The sequence below is a fragment of the Pseudomonas sp. CDFA 610 genome, assembly GCF_021147865.1.
GTDB classification, from domain to species: domain Bacteria; phylum Pseudomonadota; class Gammaproteobacteria; order Pseudomonadales; family Pseudomonadaceae; genus Aquipseudomonas; species Aquipseudomonas alliivorans.
In genome coordinates this window covers 13,571-29,679 of the sequence record NZ_JAGTPM010000014.1, presented here as the reverse complement: position 1 = coordinate 29,679, position 16,109 = coordinate 13,571, and the positions used below count along the sequence as shown (strand labels likewise).

General features: G+C 60.2%; 16 protein-coding genes. 4 read left to right on the top strand and 12 right to left on the bottom strand.

The features are described from left to right. Positions 1-82 precede the first annotated feature (82 nt). Entirely contained in the window at positions 83-574 is a 492-nt protein-coding gene (locus KDX39_RS23775) for a MarR family winged helix-turn-helix transcriptional regulator (protein WP_099228490.1), read from the top strand. A gap of 16 nt (positions 575-590) precedes the next feature. On the opposite strand, the gene KDX39_RS23770 is transcribed toward KDX39_RS23775, so the two are convergent. The 3 genes from KDX39_RS23770 to KDX39_RS23760 form a co-directional block, all read right to left on the bottom strand. Next, complete coding sequence (locus KDX39_RS23770; protein WP_099228491.1) at positions 591-2,009, bottom strand: short-chain fatty acid transporter; 1,419 nt, start codon at positions 2,007-2,009, stop codon at positions 591-593. Between the two features lie 242 nt (positions 2,010-2,251). Then, entirely contained in the window at positions 2,252-2,908 is a 657-nt protein-coding gene (locus tag KDX39_RS23765) for a CoA transferase subunit B (RefSeq protein WP_231662014.1), read from the bottom strand. Between the two features lie 58 nt (positions 2,909-2,966). Further along, complete coding sequence (locus KDX39_RS23760) at positions 2,967-3,668, bottom strand: CoA transferase subunit A (RefSeq protein ID WP_231662013.1); 702 nt, start codon at positions 3,666-3,668, stop codon at positions 2,967-2,969. Positions 3,669-3,794: 126 nt separating this feature from the next. Here KDX39_RS23760 and KDX39_RS23755 point away from each other — a divergent pair, with 126 nt between their 5' ends. The 3 genes from KDX39_RS23755 (at position 3,795) to KDX39_RS23745 (ending at position 5,810) form a co-directional block, all read left to right on the top strand. After that, a complete protein-coding gene (locus KDX39_RS23755; RefSeq protein ID WP_231662012.1) occupies positions 3,795-4,688 on the top strand; it encodes a LysR family transcriptional regulator in 894 nt (297 codons plus the stop codon). 98 nt (positions 4,689-4,786) lie between these two features. Next, entirely contained in the window at positions 4,787-5,068 is a 282-nt protein-coding gene (locus KDX39_RS23750; RefSeq protein ID WP_099228494.1) for a hypothetical protein, read from the top strand. A 133-nt stretch (positions 5,069-5,201) separates the two neighbouring features. Further along, positions 5,202-5,810, top strand: coding sequence for a LysE family translocator (locus KDX39_RS23745; RefSeq protein ID WP_231662011.1), 609 nt, complete (start codon positions 5,202-5,204; stop codon positions 5,808-5,810). A gap of 65 nt (positions 5,811-5,875) precedes the next feature. On the opposite strand, the gene ssuE is transcribed toward KDX39_RS23745, so the two are convergent. The 9 genes from ssuE to rfaH all read right to left on the bottom strand — a co-directional run bounded on the left by ssuE (position 5,876) and on the right by rfaH (position 16,108). Next, positions 5,876-6,457, bottom strand: coding sequence for an NADPH-dependent FMN reductase (gene ssuE, locus KDX39_RS23740; RefSeq protein WP_184320050.1), 582 nt, complete (start codon positions 6,455-6,457; stop codon positions 5,876-5,878). 245 nt (positions 6,458-6,702) lie between these two features. After that, on the bottom strand, positions 6,703-7,791 hold the full coding sequence (locus KDX39_RS23735; protein WP_231662010.1) for a polysaccharide biosynthesis/export family protein: 1,089 nt from the start codon (positions 7,789-7,791) through the stop codon (positions 6,703-6,705). A 163-nt stretch (positions 7,792-7,954) separates the two neighbouring features. Continuing rightward, complete coding sequence (locus tag KDX39_RS23730; RefSeq protein ID WP_231662009.1) at positions 7,955-9,364, bottom strand: undecaprenyl-phosphate glucose phosphotransferase; 1,410 nt, start codon at positions 9,362-9,364, stop codon at positions 7,955-7,957. A gap of 12 nt (positions 9,365-9,376) precedes the next feature. Continuing rightward, entirely contained in the window at positions 9,377-10,597 is a 1,221-nt protein-coding gene (locus KDX39_RS23725; protein ID WP_231662008.1) for a glycosyltransferase family 4 protein, read from the bottom strand. A gap of 73 nt (positions 10,598-10,670) precedes the next feature. Continuing rightward, positions 10,671-11,786 (bottom strand): glycosyltransferase family 4 protein, encoded by a 1,116-nt coding sequence (locus tag KDX39_RS23720; protein WP_231662007.1) that lies wholly within the window; start codon positions 11,784-11,786, stop codon positions 10,671-10,673. Between the two features lie 63 nt (positions 11,787-11,849). Beyond that, entirely contained in the window at positions 11,850-13,181 is a 1,332-nt protein-coding gene (locus KDX39_RS23715; protein ID WP_231662006.1) for a hypothetical protein, read from the bottom strand. Between the two features lie 88 nt (positions 13,182-13,269). Beyond that, positions 13,270-14,520 carry a glycosyltransferase family 4 protein gene (locus KDX39_RS23710; protein ID WP_231662005.1) on the bottom strand — a complete coding sequence of 417 codons (1,251 nt, stop codon included), beginning with the start codon at positions 14,518-14,520 and terminating at the stop codon, positions 13,270-13,272. Beyond that, positions 14,517-15,518 (bottom strand): glycosyltransferase, encoded by a 1,002-nt coding sequence (locus KDX39_RS23705; protein ID WP_231662004.1) that lies wholly within the window; start codon positions 15,516-15,518, stop codon positions 14,517-14,519. Before KDX39_RS23705 ends, KDX39_RS23710 begins: the two co-directional genes overlap by 4 nt. 77 nt (positions 15,519-15,595) lie before the next feature. Continuing rightward, positions 15,596-16,108, bottom strand: a complete 513-nt coding sequence (gene rfaH / locus KDX39_RS23700) for a transcription/translation regulatory transformer protein RfaH (protein WP_231662003.1) — start codon at positions 16,106-16,108, stop codon at positions 15,596-15,598. Position 16,109 lies beyond the last annotated feature (1 nt).

The window sequence follows — 16,109 nt, the reverse complement described above, 5'->3', positions numbered from 1 at the left end:
GCTGAAACAGTGAATGCGACCCAAGGTGCTGTTTCAATTTGCGGGGATATGCCAGCATTGGGCTCTAAACACGGGAGCCCTTATGAATCACGACCTGACTCCGAACGGCACGGTGCGCATTCCGGAAGGCCTGGATGTTCCCGCGCAGGTGATTTGCCACGCCACCAGTCTGCGCAGGGCGAGCCGACGCATCTGCCAGCTATACGACGCCGTCATGGCGCCGTGCGGCCTGCGTTCGACGCAACGCTCGATCCTGATGCAGATCGCCCGCAATCAGGCGCCGACCATGACCGAACTGGCGACGATTCTGGTCATCGACCGCTCGGCGCTGGCGCAGAATCTCAAGCCGCTGGAACGTGAAGGGTTGTTGTCGGTGGACGTCGACCCGAACGACAAACGCAGTCGCCTGGTGCGCCTGACGCAGGCTGGTGTCGAGAAACTGCTGGAATCCCAGGCATTGTGGGAACAGGCCCAGCGCTCTTATGAAACCGCGCTGGGGCCTGAACTGGCACTGGAACTGCGCACCCTGCTTGCGCAGGTTGCAGCGGCCGACTACGGCGACGAGTACGCGTGAGTCGGCCGGTCTGCTGTCAGGGCATGACAGGTGGGGTGTAGGTCAGTGTCGTGCCCAGCGCCCATAACAGGAACAGCACCAGCGGCGCGTGAACCAGCAACTGCACGAATGAAAAGCCGATCAGATCGCGCGCCTTGAGGCCCAGAACACCCAGCAGCGGCAGCATGTAGAACGGGTTGATCAGGTTTGGCAAGGCTTCGGCGGCGTTGTAGATCTGCACCGCCCAGCCCAGGTGATACTGGAGTTCATTGGCGACCTGCATCACATAAGGTGCTTCGATGATCCACTTGCCGCCGCCCGACGGGATGAAGAAACCGAGCACCGCCGAGTACACGCCCATCAGCACCGCATAGGTGTCGTGGGAGGCGATGCTGGTGAAGAACGTCGAAATGTAATGCGCCAGTGTCTGCGCGTCGCCGCCCTTGACCGTGGTCAGCAGCGCGGCAATCGAGCCGTAAAGCGGAAACTGGATCAGTACCCCTGTGGTGGTCGGTACTGCTCGCGCCACGGCATCCAGAAAACTGCGTGGCCGCCAGTGCAGCAGTGCGCCCAGCATGATGAACAGGAAGTTATAGGTGTTCAGCCCGGAAATCGCAGTGATCGCCGGTTTGGTCGAGAACTCGTTGAACAGCCAGCCCGCACCTAACAGCACCATCAGAATGATCAGCAGGGGACTGTATTCCAGCCATTCACCGGGCCGCGAACGGACAGGCAGCGGTGGCAGGTTGAAGGCCGGGTCCACGCCGCAGTCTTTCGCATCGCGGGCGCTGTTCGGGCCGGGCGCAGTGGCATAGGCGACGATCAGGGAAATGACCACCAGCGCCGCCAGCATCACGCCGGACTGCCAGAGGAAAATGGTTTCGGTGAAGGGGATAACGCCCGTGATCGCTAGGATCGACGGTGGCAGGCTGGCCGGGTTGGCCTGCAATTGCGCCGCCGATGACGACAGCCCTAACGCCCAGACGGCGCCCAGCCCCAGATAGGCCGCTGCACCGGCGGCTCGGTAATCCATGCGCAGATCGGTGCGGCGGGCGAGGGCACGTACCAGCAGACCGCCAAACACCAGGGAAAGCCCCCAGTTGAGTAACGACGCGAGCATCGAAATCAGCGCGACCCAGGCCACCGCCGAGCGGCCATTGCGCGGAATACGCGCCAGTCGGTCGATCAGTCTGACCGCAGGTGGCGAACTGGCCACCACATAACCGCCGATCACGACGAACGCCATCTGCATGGTGAACGGAATCAGGCTCCAGAAGCCGTCACCGAAGGCCTTGGCCGCTTCTGCTGGTCTTGCACCGATGGCCAGCGTTGCTACGGTGACAATCACCACTGCCAGGGCGGCAAAGACCCATGAGTCAGGGAACCAGCGTTCAGCCCAGGCAGCGCAGCGCAGGGCAAATCGGGCGGAGCGGCTTTCTTCGAGGTTGGCGGCCATCTGGGCGTCCTGTTGTCATTATTATGGGGGAACGTGTGCGGGCGTTTCCGGCGTGTCTCTTGGCAAACTCCGGACGTTGGGTGGCGGCTTGCCGGCGATGGCGTCAGTTCAGTCGCAGCGGTAGCGCCTGAAAAAATCTATCGCCGGCAAGTTGCCTCCCACGGGAGATTGCGTTTATTCAGCAAGTTACATTGTTGTCTGAAGAGCAGTCGTTCAAACCAGGTTTGCGTCAGGTTGCTCGATCAGAACGTCATCTCGATCACATCGTCCGGTACGATCAGCTTGCCAGCGGTCTTGGCGATGATTTCTTCAACGCTGACCCCCGGCGCACGTTCGCGCAGGATGAATGCGCCGTCTTCGATTTCAAGATAGGCCAGATCGGTCAACACCTTGCGGATGCAGCCCGCACCGGTGAGTGGCAGGCTGCAGCGGGGCAGCAGTTTGGACTCGCCGTCCTTGGAAGCGTGGGTCATGGTCACGATGATGTTGTCCGCGCCTGCCACCAGGTCCATTGCGCCGCCCATGCCCTTGACCAGCTTGCCGGGAATCATCCACGAGGCGATGTTGCCCTCCACGTCCACCTCGAATGCGCCCAGCACCGTGAGGTCCACATGGCCGCCACGGATCATGGCGAAGGATTCGGCTGAAGAGAAAATCGATGCGCCAACACGCGCGGTAACAGTCTGCTTGCCAGCGTTGATCATGTCGGCGTCGATGGTGTCTTCGGTGGGAAATTCACCCATGCCCAGCAGGCCGTTTTCCGATTGCAGCATGACGTCGATGTCTGTCGGGACATAGTTGGCGACCAGCGTTGGAATGCCGATCCCCAGATTCACGTAATAGCCGTCCTTGAGTTCGCGGGCGACGCGCTGAGCCATTTGTTCGCGGGAAAGTGCCATGGTCTGAATGCTCTTTGTGATTGTGTGCCGATTCCTGCTTCGTGAAGCGCTGTCGCCCTCAGGGTTTTCTGAGGGTGCGCTGCTCGATGCGTTTTTCGAAAGTGCCCTGGATCACACGGTCGACATAAATGCCGGGAGTGTGAATCTGGGTCGGCAACAGCACGCCGGGTTCGACAATCTCCTCGACTTCGACCACGGTGATCCTGCCTGCTGTGGCGACCACGGGGTTGAAGTTCTGCGCGGTATGACGATAGATCACGTTGCCGAAATGGTCAGCCTTCCAGCCTTTGATCAACGCGAAGTCACCGGTGATGGCTTCTTCAAGAATCACATTGCGACCGTTGAACTGGCGGGTCTCCTTGCCTTCAGCGACGGGAGTACCGTAACCGGTGGCGGTATAGAACGCCGGGATGCCTGCGCCGCCCGCACGAAGTTTTTCGGCGAGGGTGCCTTGCGGTGTCAGTTCGACTTCCAGTTCGCCGCTCAGCAACTGGCGTTCGAACAGGGCGTTTTCACCTACGTAGGACGAGATCATCTTTCTGATCTGGCGGTCTTCGAGCAGGATGCCCAGACCGAAGCCATCGACGCCACAGTTGTTGGAGACGACGGTGAGGCCCTTGATGCCCATGCGCTTGATTTGCGCGATCAGATTTTCCGGGATGCCGCACAGTCCAAAGCCGCCACAGAGCACGGTCATGTTGTCGGTCAGGCCGGCGAGGGCCTCTTCGTAAGTTGCCACTCGCTTGTCGAGTCCAGCCATGATGATCCGCCTTTTATAGTTGTGACCGGCAGGTGCTGCCGGAGGATCGGGTTGCCTGCATCTTCTCTCGGCTTCAATGATTTGTTAATTTTGTTTTTCTGATGGATTGATAAGAAAGATAAATATATGAACGTGAAGCAGCTCCGCGCTTTCCTGGCCGTGGCGCAGTACCTCAGCTTTGCGCAGGCGGGCGAGCGGCTGAATCTGTCACAACCGGCCCTGAGCCTGACGATAAAAAGCCTGGAAGAGGACCTTGGCGGCCAGTTGCTCACGCGCACCACGCGCAATGTCAGCCTGACGCCCGAGGGCGAGACGCTGCTGCCACTGGCACGCCAGCTGCTGGCCGACTGGGACAATACCGAGGAGTTGCTGCGCCAGCGTTTCACCTTGCAAATGGGACGTGTGTCCATCGCCGCCATGCCATCGTTTGCAGGCAACCTTTTGCCCGGCGCCTTGAAGACTTTTCGAGGGCGCTACCCACGGGTCAACGTGGCGGTGCATGACGTGGTCAACGAGCAGGTCCTGGAAATGGTGCGGCATCGGCGGGTCGAGCTGGGCATCGGTTTCGAGCCTGAATCAAGCAACGCACTGTCGTTTACGCCGTTTTACATGGATCGATTCGTGGCCGTGGTTTCCACGCAATCGCCGCTGGCCGGGCGCGAGGAAGTGTCCTGGGCCGAGCTGTTGAACGAAGACTTCATTGCCCTGCAGCGGCCTTCAGCCGTACGCCTGCTGCTGGAACACGCCATCGAGTCGCAACATGGCAAGCTGTCGGTGGCCTTTGAAAGTCATCAACTCTCGACCATCGGGCGCATGGTCGCCAACGGTCTGGGCGTCAGTGCGGTGCCGTCGTTGTGTATCGAACAGATGCGGGAGCTTGGTGCGCGTTGCGTGCCGCTGGTGGAGCCGCGTATCGAGCGGCGTATCGGGTTGATGCTGCTGGCCGATCACAAGCTGTCGGCAGCGGCTCAGGCACTGCGCGAGGTGCTGATTGAGCACGCCCGTGAACAGGGGGCGTGAAAGTCGATAGCCACTATCACGGCTGTTGATTTTTGCCACGCAGGGTCGGGGCGTAACCTTGCTTCATTCCCGAAATGAAGCCAGCCTGGAGGCCCGCCATGAACCGTTTATTTGCCCTTGCTCTTGTTCTGTCATTCACCGTCGCACTGGTCTCCGGTTGCTCGACTCATCATGCGGTCGAGTTGCGTCCCTACTCGGTCGAAGAGAGCCATCAACTGGCGATGGAAGACCTCAATCGTCGCGGTCTGTCCTTTGAGGAGTATCAGGCCCGCAAGGCGCAACTCCTTGCAGATCCGCAGATCCAGCAGGTTCGCCAGTTCGACGATCAGGGTGAAATCAGCGTTGATCGCGGTACATTGAGCCAGAATCCTCAGGGTTAACAGTCAGGCTTGAACGAGGTTTTCGCTCGAACTGTATAGCAAGAAACTTCGCTTAACTGTCCATGTGTTTCCTGTGGGTCTTTCGATAGGGTGAGTACCCGACTCACAGCTTCACAGACACCCGGATCGCTTCATGTCGTTCTCTCTGGATTTACTGCTGGCCTTCGCGCTGTTTGCCTTCGTCACGTCGGTGACCCCCGGCCCCAACAACATGATGTTGCTGGCTTCGGGCGTCAACTTCGGTTTCGGCCGCACGCTGCCGCACATGCTGGGCATCAGCATCGGTTTTTTCGTTCTGGTTCTGGCGGTGGGGTTTGGTCTGGGCAGTGTGTTCAAGGCCTGGCCGATGCTCTACACCCTGTTGCGTTACGTGGGCGCGGCCTATCTGCTTTACCTGGCCTGGAAAATCGCCACTGCCGGCCCGGCCTCCGACTCCAGCGAAAGTCGTGGTGAGCCGATGAGCTTCATGGGCGCAGCGCTCTTCCAGTGGGTCAACCCCAAGGCCTGGATCATGGCGATTGGCGCGATCAGCACCTACACGCCAATGCAGGGTTACTTCACCAATGTGGTGATCATCTCGGGCGTGTTTGCCTTGATCAACCTGCCAAGCGTGGGCATCTGGGCTGGCTTCGGCAGCCTGCTGCGCAATGTGCTGCGTGATCCCGTCGGACTGCGGATCTTCAACGGTGTGATGGCTGCCTTGCTGGTGGCGTCGCTGTATCCGCTGATTGTCGAGCATTGATGGCCGAGACGCCTCATGATGGCTCCCACAGCCCTGTGTTTCGCTGCGCAAGCAGGATCAGCCAATCACAACGCTAACTGTAAATGCCCGCCCGCCGCCTTGTGTCGCGCCTGAAGTCGGTGCTGCAGGCTGAGGTAAAAGTGTTCAAGCCCTTCGTTCAGCCGCTCGGTGAGGATTTCGTCGAGCGTGCCACCTTCCTCGTTGTCGCCATAGGTGATCTGGGTGTCGATGGCAAAAATGCCGTGCAGCACTTCCTGGGATTTGAGCGCTGACAGCACAGGCTTCAAGGCGTAATCCACCGCCAGCATATGGGCGATGCTGCCGCCGGTTGCCAGTGGCAGTACCACCTTGCCATGCAGGGCGCGCTCGGGCAAAAGGTCGAGCAGTGTTTTCAAGGCGCCGGAAAACGAGGCCTTGTAGACCGGCGTTCCGATCAGCAGGCCGTCGGCCTGCCGAACCGCTTCGACAAATTCCAGCACTTGCGGGCTGTCGAATTTCGCGAACAGCAAATCTTCGGCATTGAAATCACGAATACGCAGCGTGGTAACGCCGACACCGTGGCTTTGCAACCAGCGTCCAGCGTGAGCCAGCACAACGCCTGAGCGGGATTTGGGGGAGGGACTGCCTGACAGTGACACAACGAGCATGCGGGAATTCCTTGCGATAAGCGTAAGGCTGTAAAGCAGCTTGTGTGCCAGAGCATCATGCAGCGGCTCATGCCTCTGAAACACTGGGGCTGTGGCCTTTTTCCCGTGGAAAGCGCACCTTGCAATAGCTGCTGAAAAGCCGGCCAACTGTTGAACTGCTGTTGCACCCGCAACACTTCTGCCAAACCCCAGGCAAAAAAAACCGCGACCGAAGTCGCGGGTACAAGGTTCAAACGTCGAGCGGATCAGTTGCGGAAGGCCGCCCCGGTTTGAACAACGCTGGCCGAGCCGAGCAGTTGGCTGATGAAGCGGCTCCACCGGGTGATATTGGCCGGGCCTACGAACACCACATCCTGAGCCTTGAGTTCGAACTGTCCGGCCAGCAGGTAGGCCGTAGGCTTCTTGGCGTTCAGGTGATACACGGTGGACGATGCATTGGCGAAGTTCTCTGCACCGCGGATCACATAGACCGCATCGCCATCGGCGCTGTCCGGACTCAGCCCGCCGGAATTGCCCAGAGCTTCGAGCAGGGTCACGTTGGTGGTGGCGAAGGAAATGACCTGCGGATTACGCACTTCGCCCAACACGTAAATCTTGTTCTTGGAAGCGCTGTTGAGGTGCAGGTAGTCGCCGTCCTTCAAGAACACCTTGCTCAGTTGCGAGCCTTTGCGGTTCAGCGAGTCGATGTCGATCATGTAGTCACGACCATCACGGCGCAGCGTCAGGCCTGCCAGGTTAGCGTCGGTCAGGTCGATGCCCGCGACACTGATGGCCTGCACCAGGCTCAGCGGAATATTGGTGATCGACTGCGGACCAGGGCTTTTGAACGAGCCGGACAGCAGCACGCGCTGACTGTTGTAGCGCAGCACCTTCACGTCGACCTTGACTTCAGTGTATTGCGGCGCAAGGCCCATGCGCAGTTGTTCACGAATCTGGCTGACGGTCTTGCCGCCCGCACGAATCCTGCCGACATACGGGAAAAACAGTGTACCGTCGCTCAGCACCTCTCGGGTGTTGGCGTCCAGTTGGTCCTGCGAGCCCGGCGCGGTCAGCTCGGGGTGTTCGAAGACCGTCACCAGCAATGTGTCGCCAGGCCCTACGACGTACTCCGGGGTCTTGTAGTTCAGCAATTCGGCGGGCAAGGCCTTGGCGTCCATCGCGGTGTTCTGCTGCTGTTGCTGCAGGGTCTTCGGGCTGATGTCGACCAGTTGCGCCTTGGGTTCGTCCGGGTCGCTGTTGGTGACATCGCCGGGTGTCATGTGTTGGCCGGGAGCGAATACGCACCCCTGCAGGATCAGGGAGGAGAGTAGCAGGACAGCCAGGCTTCGATTCATGGGAGTGTTCCTTCGTGACGGTGCACCTTGCACCTGAATGATTTCGTTACGTCCATTTCCACGACCGGCAGCAGCATCGGTCCACGTCGTGATCGTTTTTAGCGCGCGCACATACCTCCCTCCGGGCAAAGGCTGCCGGAGCCGTCGTCTAGTCAATGGAAAGTCAGAAGGCGTTCTTGTTGAAGAAGCCCTTGAACAGCGTCAGCAGAATGATTTTCAGGTCCAGCCAGATCGACCAGTGTTCGATGTATTCCAGATCGAACTCGACCCGTTTACGCATCTTGTCCAGCGTGTCGGTCTCGCCACGCCAGCCGTTGATCTGCGCCCAGCCGGTGATGCCCGGCTTGACCTTGTGGCGCAACATGTAGCCACTGACCTGTTTGCGGTATTGCTCGTTGTGAGCCACGGCATGCGGACGCGGGCCGACGATGGACATGTCGCCACGCAACACGTTGAAGAACTGGGGCAGTTCGTCCAGCGACGTGCGGCGCAGAAACGCACCCAGCGGCGTGATCCGTGTGTCGTTGCGCGTGGCCTGGCGCACCACGTCGCCGTTTTCCTGCACGTTCATGCTGCGAAACTTCCAGACCATGATCGGCCGACCGTCCAGCCCGTAACGGCGCTGGCGAAACAGCACCGGACCTTTCGACGTCAGCTTGATGGCCAGGGCAATCAGCAACAGTGGAATCGCGATCAACATCAGAATCAGGCTAGACAGCAGGATGTCTTCGACGCGCTTGACCACGCTCCACGCGCCATCCATGGGCGAGTCGAAAATGCTGATGCTGGCCAGCCCGTTGATACTTTCGCTGCGCGCGTGCAGCAGCTCGAACATGAACACGTCCGGTATCAGGTACACCGAGGCGGTGGTGTCACTGAGGCCGGTGATCAGTTCGCGCAGGTGGGGTTCGGCACTGAACGCCAGGGTGATGTACACCTTGTCGATCCGGCCCTGACGGGCGTCCTCGACCAGTTGCTCGAGATCGCCGAGCACCGGCACACGTCTGCCAGTGGCGTTCAGGTTCATCTGCTGCGGATTCGAGTCGTAGAAGCCCAGCAGATTCAGGCCCATCCAGGGCGCGCTGGAAATCGACTCGGCCAGCCGCTCGCCGACCTGACCGGTGCCGACAATCGCCACGCGCCGGGTGTTGAAACCGTGGCGTCGCAGGCTGTGCAGCAGCAGGCGGATCAGCAGGCGATAACCACACAGGATCGCCAGCACCAGCGCGAACCAGGTCATCTGTCCGTTATCCGGCAGGTTGTCCCGGTCGAGCAGCAGGTAATCCACTGACAGCAGGGTGATGAAGGTCAGCGCCCAGTAATTGAATACCTTGGTCAGCTCGCGCAGGATTCGCTCGCCGCGCCAGGAACCGTAAAGCTGGTGGTACTCGCCGACCCAGTGAAACACCAGTACAGCCAGAATGATATGCAGCCAGGCCTCGGTGCTGTCGATCATTGCCAGTCGGTTTTGCCAGTGACCGATCAGCACGATGACCGCCAGGTCCAGCAGACGGTGAGCGACCGACAGCGCTGACTGATGGGCATGCAGAATGCCGCGAACGGAGGTGCGCATGACGGTGCTCGCTCAAACGGATTTGATAGGAACGACTCGGGACGGCAACTCGCTGGCAAGGCTTTGCGAGGTCTGGGGTGTCCAGGGCTGAGCGGGCAGGCGGGACAGGTGTGCGGTGGCCAGGTGGTTGTCGACAAAGGCTTTGATTTCCTGTTCGAAACGGACAATCGAGAACCGCTCGGCGTTGGCGCGACAGGCCTGCGCGGTGATGCGCGCCTGCGCACTTTCGAACTCGTTGACCGCTGCGATCAGTGATTCAACGGTCTGCTGCGGATAGAAAACGCCGGTAGGATGTGGATGATCCAGCCCGCGGACGGTCTCCAGCACGCCACCCTTGCCGAAAGCGATCACTGGTGTGCCACAGGCCTGGGCCTCCACCGGGCTGATGCCGAAATCCTCTTCGGCAGCGAACACGAATGCTCTGGCGGTGCGCATGTGCTCGATCAGGACGCTTGCCGGCTGGAAACCCATCAGTGTGATGTTGGGCGCCCGGCTTGCGATGGCCTGCGCCTTGGCCAGGTCAGGACCGTCGCCGATCATGATCAGACGCTTGTCCGGCATGGCAGCGAAGGCTTCGACAATCATCGGCATGCGCTTGTAGGGGACCATGCGCGAGGCGGTGAAATAGAAGTTCTCGCGTGTACCGCTAGCGGTGAAGCCGAGCGTATCGACCGGCGGGTAGATGACCGTCGATTCGCGCCGATAGGCCTTGCAGATACGCGCGGCGATAAACCCTGAGTTGGCGATGAAGGCGTCCACACCGGCCGAGGTGCGCTGGTCCCACAGGCGGATGTAATGCAGCACCAGTCGCGCCAGCCGGCCTTTCATGCCGGTGTTCAGGCCCGCTTCGCGCAGGTACTGGTGTTGCAGGTCCCAGGCATAACGGATCGGTGAATGGATGTAGCTGACGTGCAGTTGATCCGGGCCGCTCAGCACGCCCTTGGCCACGGCATGACTGCTGCTGATGATCAGGTCGTAACCGGACAGATCCAGTTGTTCGATAGCCAGCGGCATCAGGGGCAGGTAGCGCTGGTAGCGGTTTCTGGCGTTTGGCAGGTTCTGGATGAATGTGGTGGTGGCCACCTTGCCGTGCAAATGGGCACGGTCCTCATCGTTCAGAAAGTCGATCACGGCAAACAGGTCGGCCTGGGGCCAGATATTGATCAGTGAAGCCAGCACACGCTCGGCACCGGCATAGGTCACCAGCCAGTCGTGGACGATCGCAATTCTCATGGAGATTCCTTGCTGTATTCGCTCGCTCTACTGCAGGCGCGACGGGGCGCGTCTTGACGTTGCTGTTATTGATTCAGGGTTTGCTTGAAGAGGATTCGGGGCTGATGCGCTGTTTGCCGAGCAGCGCCGGTTCTGGCCCCAGCAAGGCATCGATGCGCTGGGAAAGGCGGTGTGCGGACAACTCCCAGGAAAAGCGTTTCACATTGTTCAGCCCGTGCAGGCGCAAGGCATCGCGCAACGGGGCATCGACCAGCACCCGGTGCATGGCCGCTGCCATGTGGCCGACGTCCAGCGGATCGAAATACAGGGCACTGGCCTGCAGCACTTCCGGAATCGAGGCGGCATTGGCGGCCAGCACCGGGCAGCCGCACGCCTGGGCTTCCAGCGGTGGTATGCCGAACCCTTCGTACAGGGACGGAAACACAAATGCGGTCGCGCCCTGATACTGCTCGATCAGTTCGGCATCGCTGAGCCGTCCCAGAAAACGAATGCGCGAATCACGACAGGCCAGGCGCTGCAGGTTCGGATCGGCGAAGATGCCAGTGGCGGCGCCCACAATGTGCAGTTGCAGATCGTTGTGATCCCGCAAGCTCAGAAACGCCTGGATCATACGGTTGAAGTTCTTGTGCGCAGCGGGCGAGGACACAGCCAGCAGGTATTTCGGGGCATCGGACTGCACCGGGCGAGGACGGAAGCTGTCGCTCACCGCAGCTGGCACGACCAGCACCCTGGCTTCGGGAAAACCATAGAACTGCGATATCTCGCCTCTGGAGAAGTTGCTGCTGGTCACCAGGGTTTTGATGCGCGACAGCAGGATCGGTGTGAGGGTGCGGTAGGCCAGGCGGAACAGCCGGGTATAGCTCTGTGGAAAGCGTACGTAATTGATGTCGTGATGCGTGGCGATCTGGTTGCGGTAAAACATCGGGCCGGTGCTGCTGATGGAGATCAGCAGCGGATTTTTCTGCCGCTGCAGGTACAGGGGCAAGTCGATCTGCTCCCAGAGATGACCCTTGTTATGACCGATGCACTGTACGTTCAGCGCTTTGGCACTTTCATGCAGTTTGATGCCGTGAGGCGCGACGAATACCAGATCGTTGCGCAGCCTTTTCAGCGCCATGCAGATCTGCTCGGCATAACGCTGAACGCCACTGACGTCCTGGGTGAGAAACCGTGAATTGATAAAGATCATCTCAAGCATCCTGCAAGGTCATGGTGATGTAGGGTGGATGCGGGTGCTTTTTTGAAGGGCTGGCTACCTTCGATCCCGTTCTTGTTGGGCGAACAGCACGGGCCTCATGCCCAGGCTGATGATTTTCGGAAATTCGTCGATCCGGATCTGGGCCGAACAGCGGGCGTCGGTGCAGTTCCAGGGTGTGTCGGTCTCGAAGCGGCCCTTTTCCGGCTGGCCGCTGTCGATCATTTCCACGTTACCGCGCTGCACGCTGCTCGCTTCGACATGGGTCAGGTGTGGCACACCGGTGGTCCACGCCACCAGAATCTGCTCCTGGCCGCGGGTGAATCTGAGCAGGTAAGTCGAATCCATTTCCTGGCTTCTCTCGACGTCGTACTGGTAATCCAGCAAGGTCCTGCTGATGGCCTTTAGCGTCGCGTAGGCAGGCTTGGTGCTCAGGTCTTTCCTGAGCAGGCCGAAGTTCTGTTGCAGGTCTTCGCTGTCAGTGCCGCTGTCGATCAGTCCGTGCCACCAAAGCCCCTTGATATCCGGCAGCGTGCGGGCGAGAAAAAAGCTGCGCGCCAGAAAGGCTGCCTGGTTCTGTTCGCTGACGCTGCAGTCACCGGTACCTGTCGGCCAGCCCATCTCGGTCAAATACAGCGGTACCGGACGGGTCGCCAGCGCACGCAGGTCCGCATCGATCCAGCGCAGCCAGGCGATCCAGCGCTCGGGTGTGTGGCGCTGCTCGGTCCGGCAATGCACGTAGGGATGCAGTGACAGGCCATCCACCTGATTGAGCAGACCGTTCTGGATCAGTCGCTCGGCGAACCCCAGCTCCATTCCCAGGCTGGTGACGGCGCCAGCCAGAATCGTGACCGGCTTTTTCTGTGTTCTGATGCGGGCCGCGGTTTCCTCGACCAGCGTGCTGTAGTCCTTCGCCGCCCAGGCATCGACCGGGTTTTCCCGATCCCACTCGTTCCAGATTTCGTAAAGATCGATCCGGTTGGCCAGTTCCTGTGTGATGAAACTCACGTAGTTGCCGAATGCCTGGCGCACGACTGGATGACGCGGTTTCGCGTGGTTGTCATAAAACGGGCTGCCGTAACCCAGCACCAGCAGCGGCCTCAGGCGATGCTCGCGAACCCCGTCCAGATACGCCTGCCAGACGGGATCGATGCGCAGAAAGCCGCGCCGGGGTTCGACACGGGTCCAGTACGCACTGTCGCGAACCGAATTGATGCCTGCGCGCTCCAGTAACTCGAGCGCCTGCGTCTGCAGGCGGTCGCTGCTCATCAGTTGCGCGTCGACGCCGATGATGAAGTGTTCCTCGCCCGTGGCGAAAAGGCTGGTGAACAGCCCCAGCAGAAAGACCGTCAATGATCGTCGTCGACGGAGTGCGGGTGGCTTGGACATGTCTTGGCTCAGTCAGAAGCACGCTGCGCAGCACTGTCTGGCGGAGCACGTGCCGAGGAAGATCACTGCATCGTGGAATTGCCCGATCCTAGACCGGGTTGTACTGGCGCTGGTCGGGTGTTGTGATGCTGTCCAGTACAGTCCGGGCAAAAAGCGTCTCGTACTGATCCAGCATCAGGTCCAGGTTCAGCAGCGACGCGACGCTGTTGCGCGCCTGAGCACTGAGTCGTGCCAGGAGGCGGGGCTGCTGGTGCAGCTTGAGCATCGCCAGCCCCAATGAGTCGGGATCGTCCGGGCTGCACAACAGGCCGTTGAGCTGGTCCTGGATGATTTCTGTCAATCCTCCCATGCGGCTGGCAATGACCGGACGGGAATAGGCACAGGCCTCCACGGCGACCATGCCGAACGGCTCGTTCCAGATGGATGGCACCACGGCCACGTCGATCTGGCTGTAGAACGTTTCGGGCTTCTGGTAACCGACAAAGCTGATGTTCGGTGAGGTCACCATGGCCTTGAAGCGTTTCTCATCGTTGATCTGTCCGCGTCCGGCAATCTGCAGCGTTGCGTTGAATGGCAGATGTTGAAACTGATCGATCAGCCAGCCCACGCCCTTCGAATCCGACAGGGTGCCCAGATAGCCAAAACGCAGGGGCGCGTTGCTCGGCTCTGCCGTTTGCGGGTCAATATTGCGCTGCAGTGGCAGGGCAATCGGTATGGGACTTGCGTTGTGCACCACGTAGCCTTTGGCGCCCTTGAAATAGCCTTGGGCCTGCAACGTGTCGAGCATGTACTGACTGACGCCGACCACCGTGCTGACCTGGGCCGAGCGCTCGTCGTCTCCCTTGCGAAACTGCTTGCACATCGCGCATTGGCGCTGGCAGCTGTGGCCTTTTTTGAACATGGTGCTGCTGGGGCAGAGCAGATAGAGGTCGTGAAGGACTTGAACGATGGGACGGCCTGACGCCGTGATTTCATCCCACGCCGAGACCGACCAGCCGGTCAGGTTATGGCACACCACCAGGTCCGGCTGCTCCATTTCCATGACCTGACTGACGTACTCGCGCATGCCCACGTTGTAGCGGTCACGCAGGTGCCAGCCGAGGCGGATCAGACGGCCGGGCCGCTGCGCTGTGAAATGCCAGTACAGGTTGTGCAGACCTGCGCGGTAAACCTTGATCTGGTTGACGGCGGTCATGTGCAACCCGGGTTGATCGGTGGTGGCCAGCACGGCGACCGCGTGGCCACGCTTCTGCAGGCCTTCGACCGTGCGCTGCAGGATGATTTCCGCGCCGCCGCCGATGTCAGGTGCATAGAGGCTGCTGATGAAGAGGATTTTCATAGAGGATATGACCTGTTGAGGCCCAGCACGCCAGCCTCGCCATCATTGATGGCCTGCTCGATCAGGCTCAGGCGCTGTCCGGCATCACAACGCCTGGCGATCACGCGCAGCAGGCAGAAAAACACCCAGCGGTTGAGTCGGTAGAGCAGAGGGGACGACGCCCAGACGTTTTTGTCGAACCAGGCCTGATTGCGTGCCCCGTAATAGGCACGCAGATCCGAACCGGCCAGCAAATAGTTTTCGTAGACATTTCGGGTGCGTGCCTTGATGTTCCAGGAGTCTTCCAGGTCATCGAGCAGCGCCTCGGGCACCAGGTAAATCCGCCCGCCACCCGCGGTGATTCGCCAGGTGTATTCACTGTCATCGGCGTACAGCTTCAGTGCTTCCAGCGGCAGGCCGATCTTGACGTAAAGGCTGCGATGGGCCAGTAATCCGCCGTAAGTGGCAAAGGGCAATTGGACTGTCTGTGGCACAGCGCGATCGGCCACCGGTTTGCCCCAAGGCAGACGACGCCAGATTTTGTAAGGCAGTTGCGCGATGTGAAAGCCGAAGAAGCTCGATCTCAGCTGGACCGCGTATCGTCGGGGTACACCTGCTGCGATGTCAGCCTGATGGGTGGGACGAAACCCGAGCACGGCGGTCTTGTCTCGCCCATCGATGCTTTCCCGTTGATGGAGATGATAGTGAAGCACTTCGATGGCGTTGATGGTGGGGGCGTTGTCGTCATCCATCAGCCATATGTACTCGGCCCCGGCATCCAGCGCGGCCTGAATGCCGACTGAATAGCCATGTGCCGAACCGGTGTTGTGCTCCAGCCGGATGACCTCGACCTGACCGGGCCACTTGCTGCTCAGATTCTGCAGCGGCGCGACCGAAGCGTTACTGACAATGATGACCCGCTCGATCAACGAGCTTTCAAGCGAGCGGCTGACCAGCGTGTGCAGGTAGTTGAAACGATCACCATAGGTGAGCGTCACCAGGGTGGTCCGGTGGGTCATGGTCTGTTTCCGGTGGTGGCTTGAATAGGGATGTAGATGGTCATGATGTGGCTGGCTGGCATGTACTGCGCGAACCCTCAAGCCCGCGCTTCCACCCGCGTCAGACTGCTGATCGGCAAGACGACCTTCTGCTGACGTTGCAGCATGTTGAGCAGGATCACGGCGCGCTCGGTGCCATCAGTGGCCAGGAAGATGGCTTCGACATCGCAAAAGCCTCCCGCCTTGATCAGCACCGGCTCGCCCTGGGTAAACACTATCCTTGGGGCGGGAGCAGACAGGCGCTCGCGGATCTGCTCGATCAGCTCGTCACGCACCGGCACCGGGTGGCCGCCGAAGGTGACGATGCGGGCCACGCCGCGTGTCGAGCGGATCGGGTACCAGTTGTCGTGTACCTGATCCATGCGGATGAACAGGTAGCCCGGGAACAGTTCTTCCTCGATCGGCGTACGGTTGCTGCGCTTTCTTTCCCCCGACTTGAGTGGCCGGTAGCACTCGAAATGCTGGCGCTGCAGGTGCTCCTCGGCACGGGCTTCCTGACGGGGCCTGGTCTGAATCAGATACCAGCGGGCGGGGCGCTCGGACAAGGACATG

Excerpts from the sequence above, each read along its gene's own strand:
- KDX39_RS23775 (WP_099228490.1), top strand. The coding sequence starts at position 83 with ATGAATCACGACCTGACTCCGAACGGCACGGTGCGCATTCCGGAAGGC.
- KDX39_RS23770 (WP_099228491.1), bottom strand. The coding sequence starts at position 2,009 with ATGGCCGCCAACCTCGAAGAAAGCCGCTCCGCCCGATTTGCCCTGCGC.
- KDX39_RS23765 (WP_231662014.1), bottom strand. The coding sequence starts at position 2,908 with ATGGCACTTTCCCGCGAACAAATGGCTCAGCGCGTCGCCCGCGAACTC.
- KDX39_RS23760 (WP_231662013.1), bottom strand. The coding sequence starts at position 3,668 with ATGGCTGGACTCGACAAGCGAGTGGCAACTTACGAAGAGGCCCTCGCC.
- KDX39_RS23755 (WP_231662012.1), top strand. The coding sequence starts at position 3,795 with ATGAACGTGAAGCAGCTCCGCGCTTTCCTGGCCGTGGCGCAGTACCTC.
- KDX39_RS23750 (WP_099228494.1), top strand. The coding sequence starts at position 4,787 with ATGAACCGTTTATTTGCCCTTGCTCTTGTTCTGTCATTCACCGTCGCA.
- KDX39_RS23745 (WP_231662011.1), top strand. The coding sequence starts at position 5,202 with ATGTCGTTCTCTCTGGATTTACTGCTGGCCTTCGCGCTGTTTGCCTTC.
- ssuE (WP_184320050.1), bottom strand. The coding sequence starts at position 6,457 with ATGCTCGTTGTGTCACTGTCAGGCAGTCCCTCCCCCAAATCCCGCTCA.
- KDX39_RS23735 (WP_231662010.1), bottom strand. The coding sequence starts at position 7,791 with ATGAATCGAAGCCTGGCTGTCCTGCTACTCTCCTCCCTGATCCTGCAG.
- KDX39_RS23730 (WP_231662009.1), bottom strand. The coding sequence starts at position 9,364 with ATGCGCACCTCCGTTCGCGGCATTCTGCATGCCCATCAGTCAGCGCTG.
- KDX39_RS23725 (WP_231662008.1), bottom strand. The coding sequence starts at position 10,597 with ATGAGAATTGCGATCGTCCACGACTGGCTGGTGACCTATGCCGGTGCC.
- KDX39_RS23720 (WP_231662007.1), bottom strand. The coding sequence starts at position 11,786 with ATGATCTTTATCAATTCACGGTTTCTCACCCAGGACGTCAGTGGCGTT.
- KDX39_RS23715 (WP_231662006.1), bottom strand. The coding sequence starts at position 13,181 with ATGTCCAAGCCACCCGCACTCCGTCGACGACGATCATTGACGGTCTTT.
- KDX39_RS23710 (WP_231662005.1), bottom strand. The coding sequence starts at position 14,520 with ATGAAAATCCTCTTCATCAGCAGCCTCTATGCACCTGACATCGGCGGC.
- KDX39_RS23705 (WP_231662004.1), bottom strand. The coding sequence starts at position 15,518 with ATGACCCACCGGACCACCCTGGTGACGCTCACCTATGGTGATCGTTTC.
- rfaH (WP_231662003.1), bottom strand. The coding sequence starts at position 16,108 with ATGTCCTTGTCCGAGCGCCCCGCCCGCTGGTATCTGATTCAGACCAGG.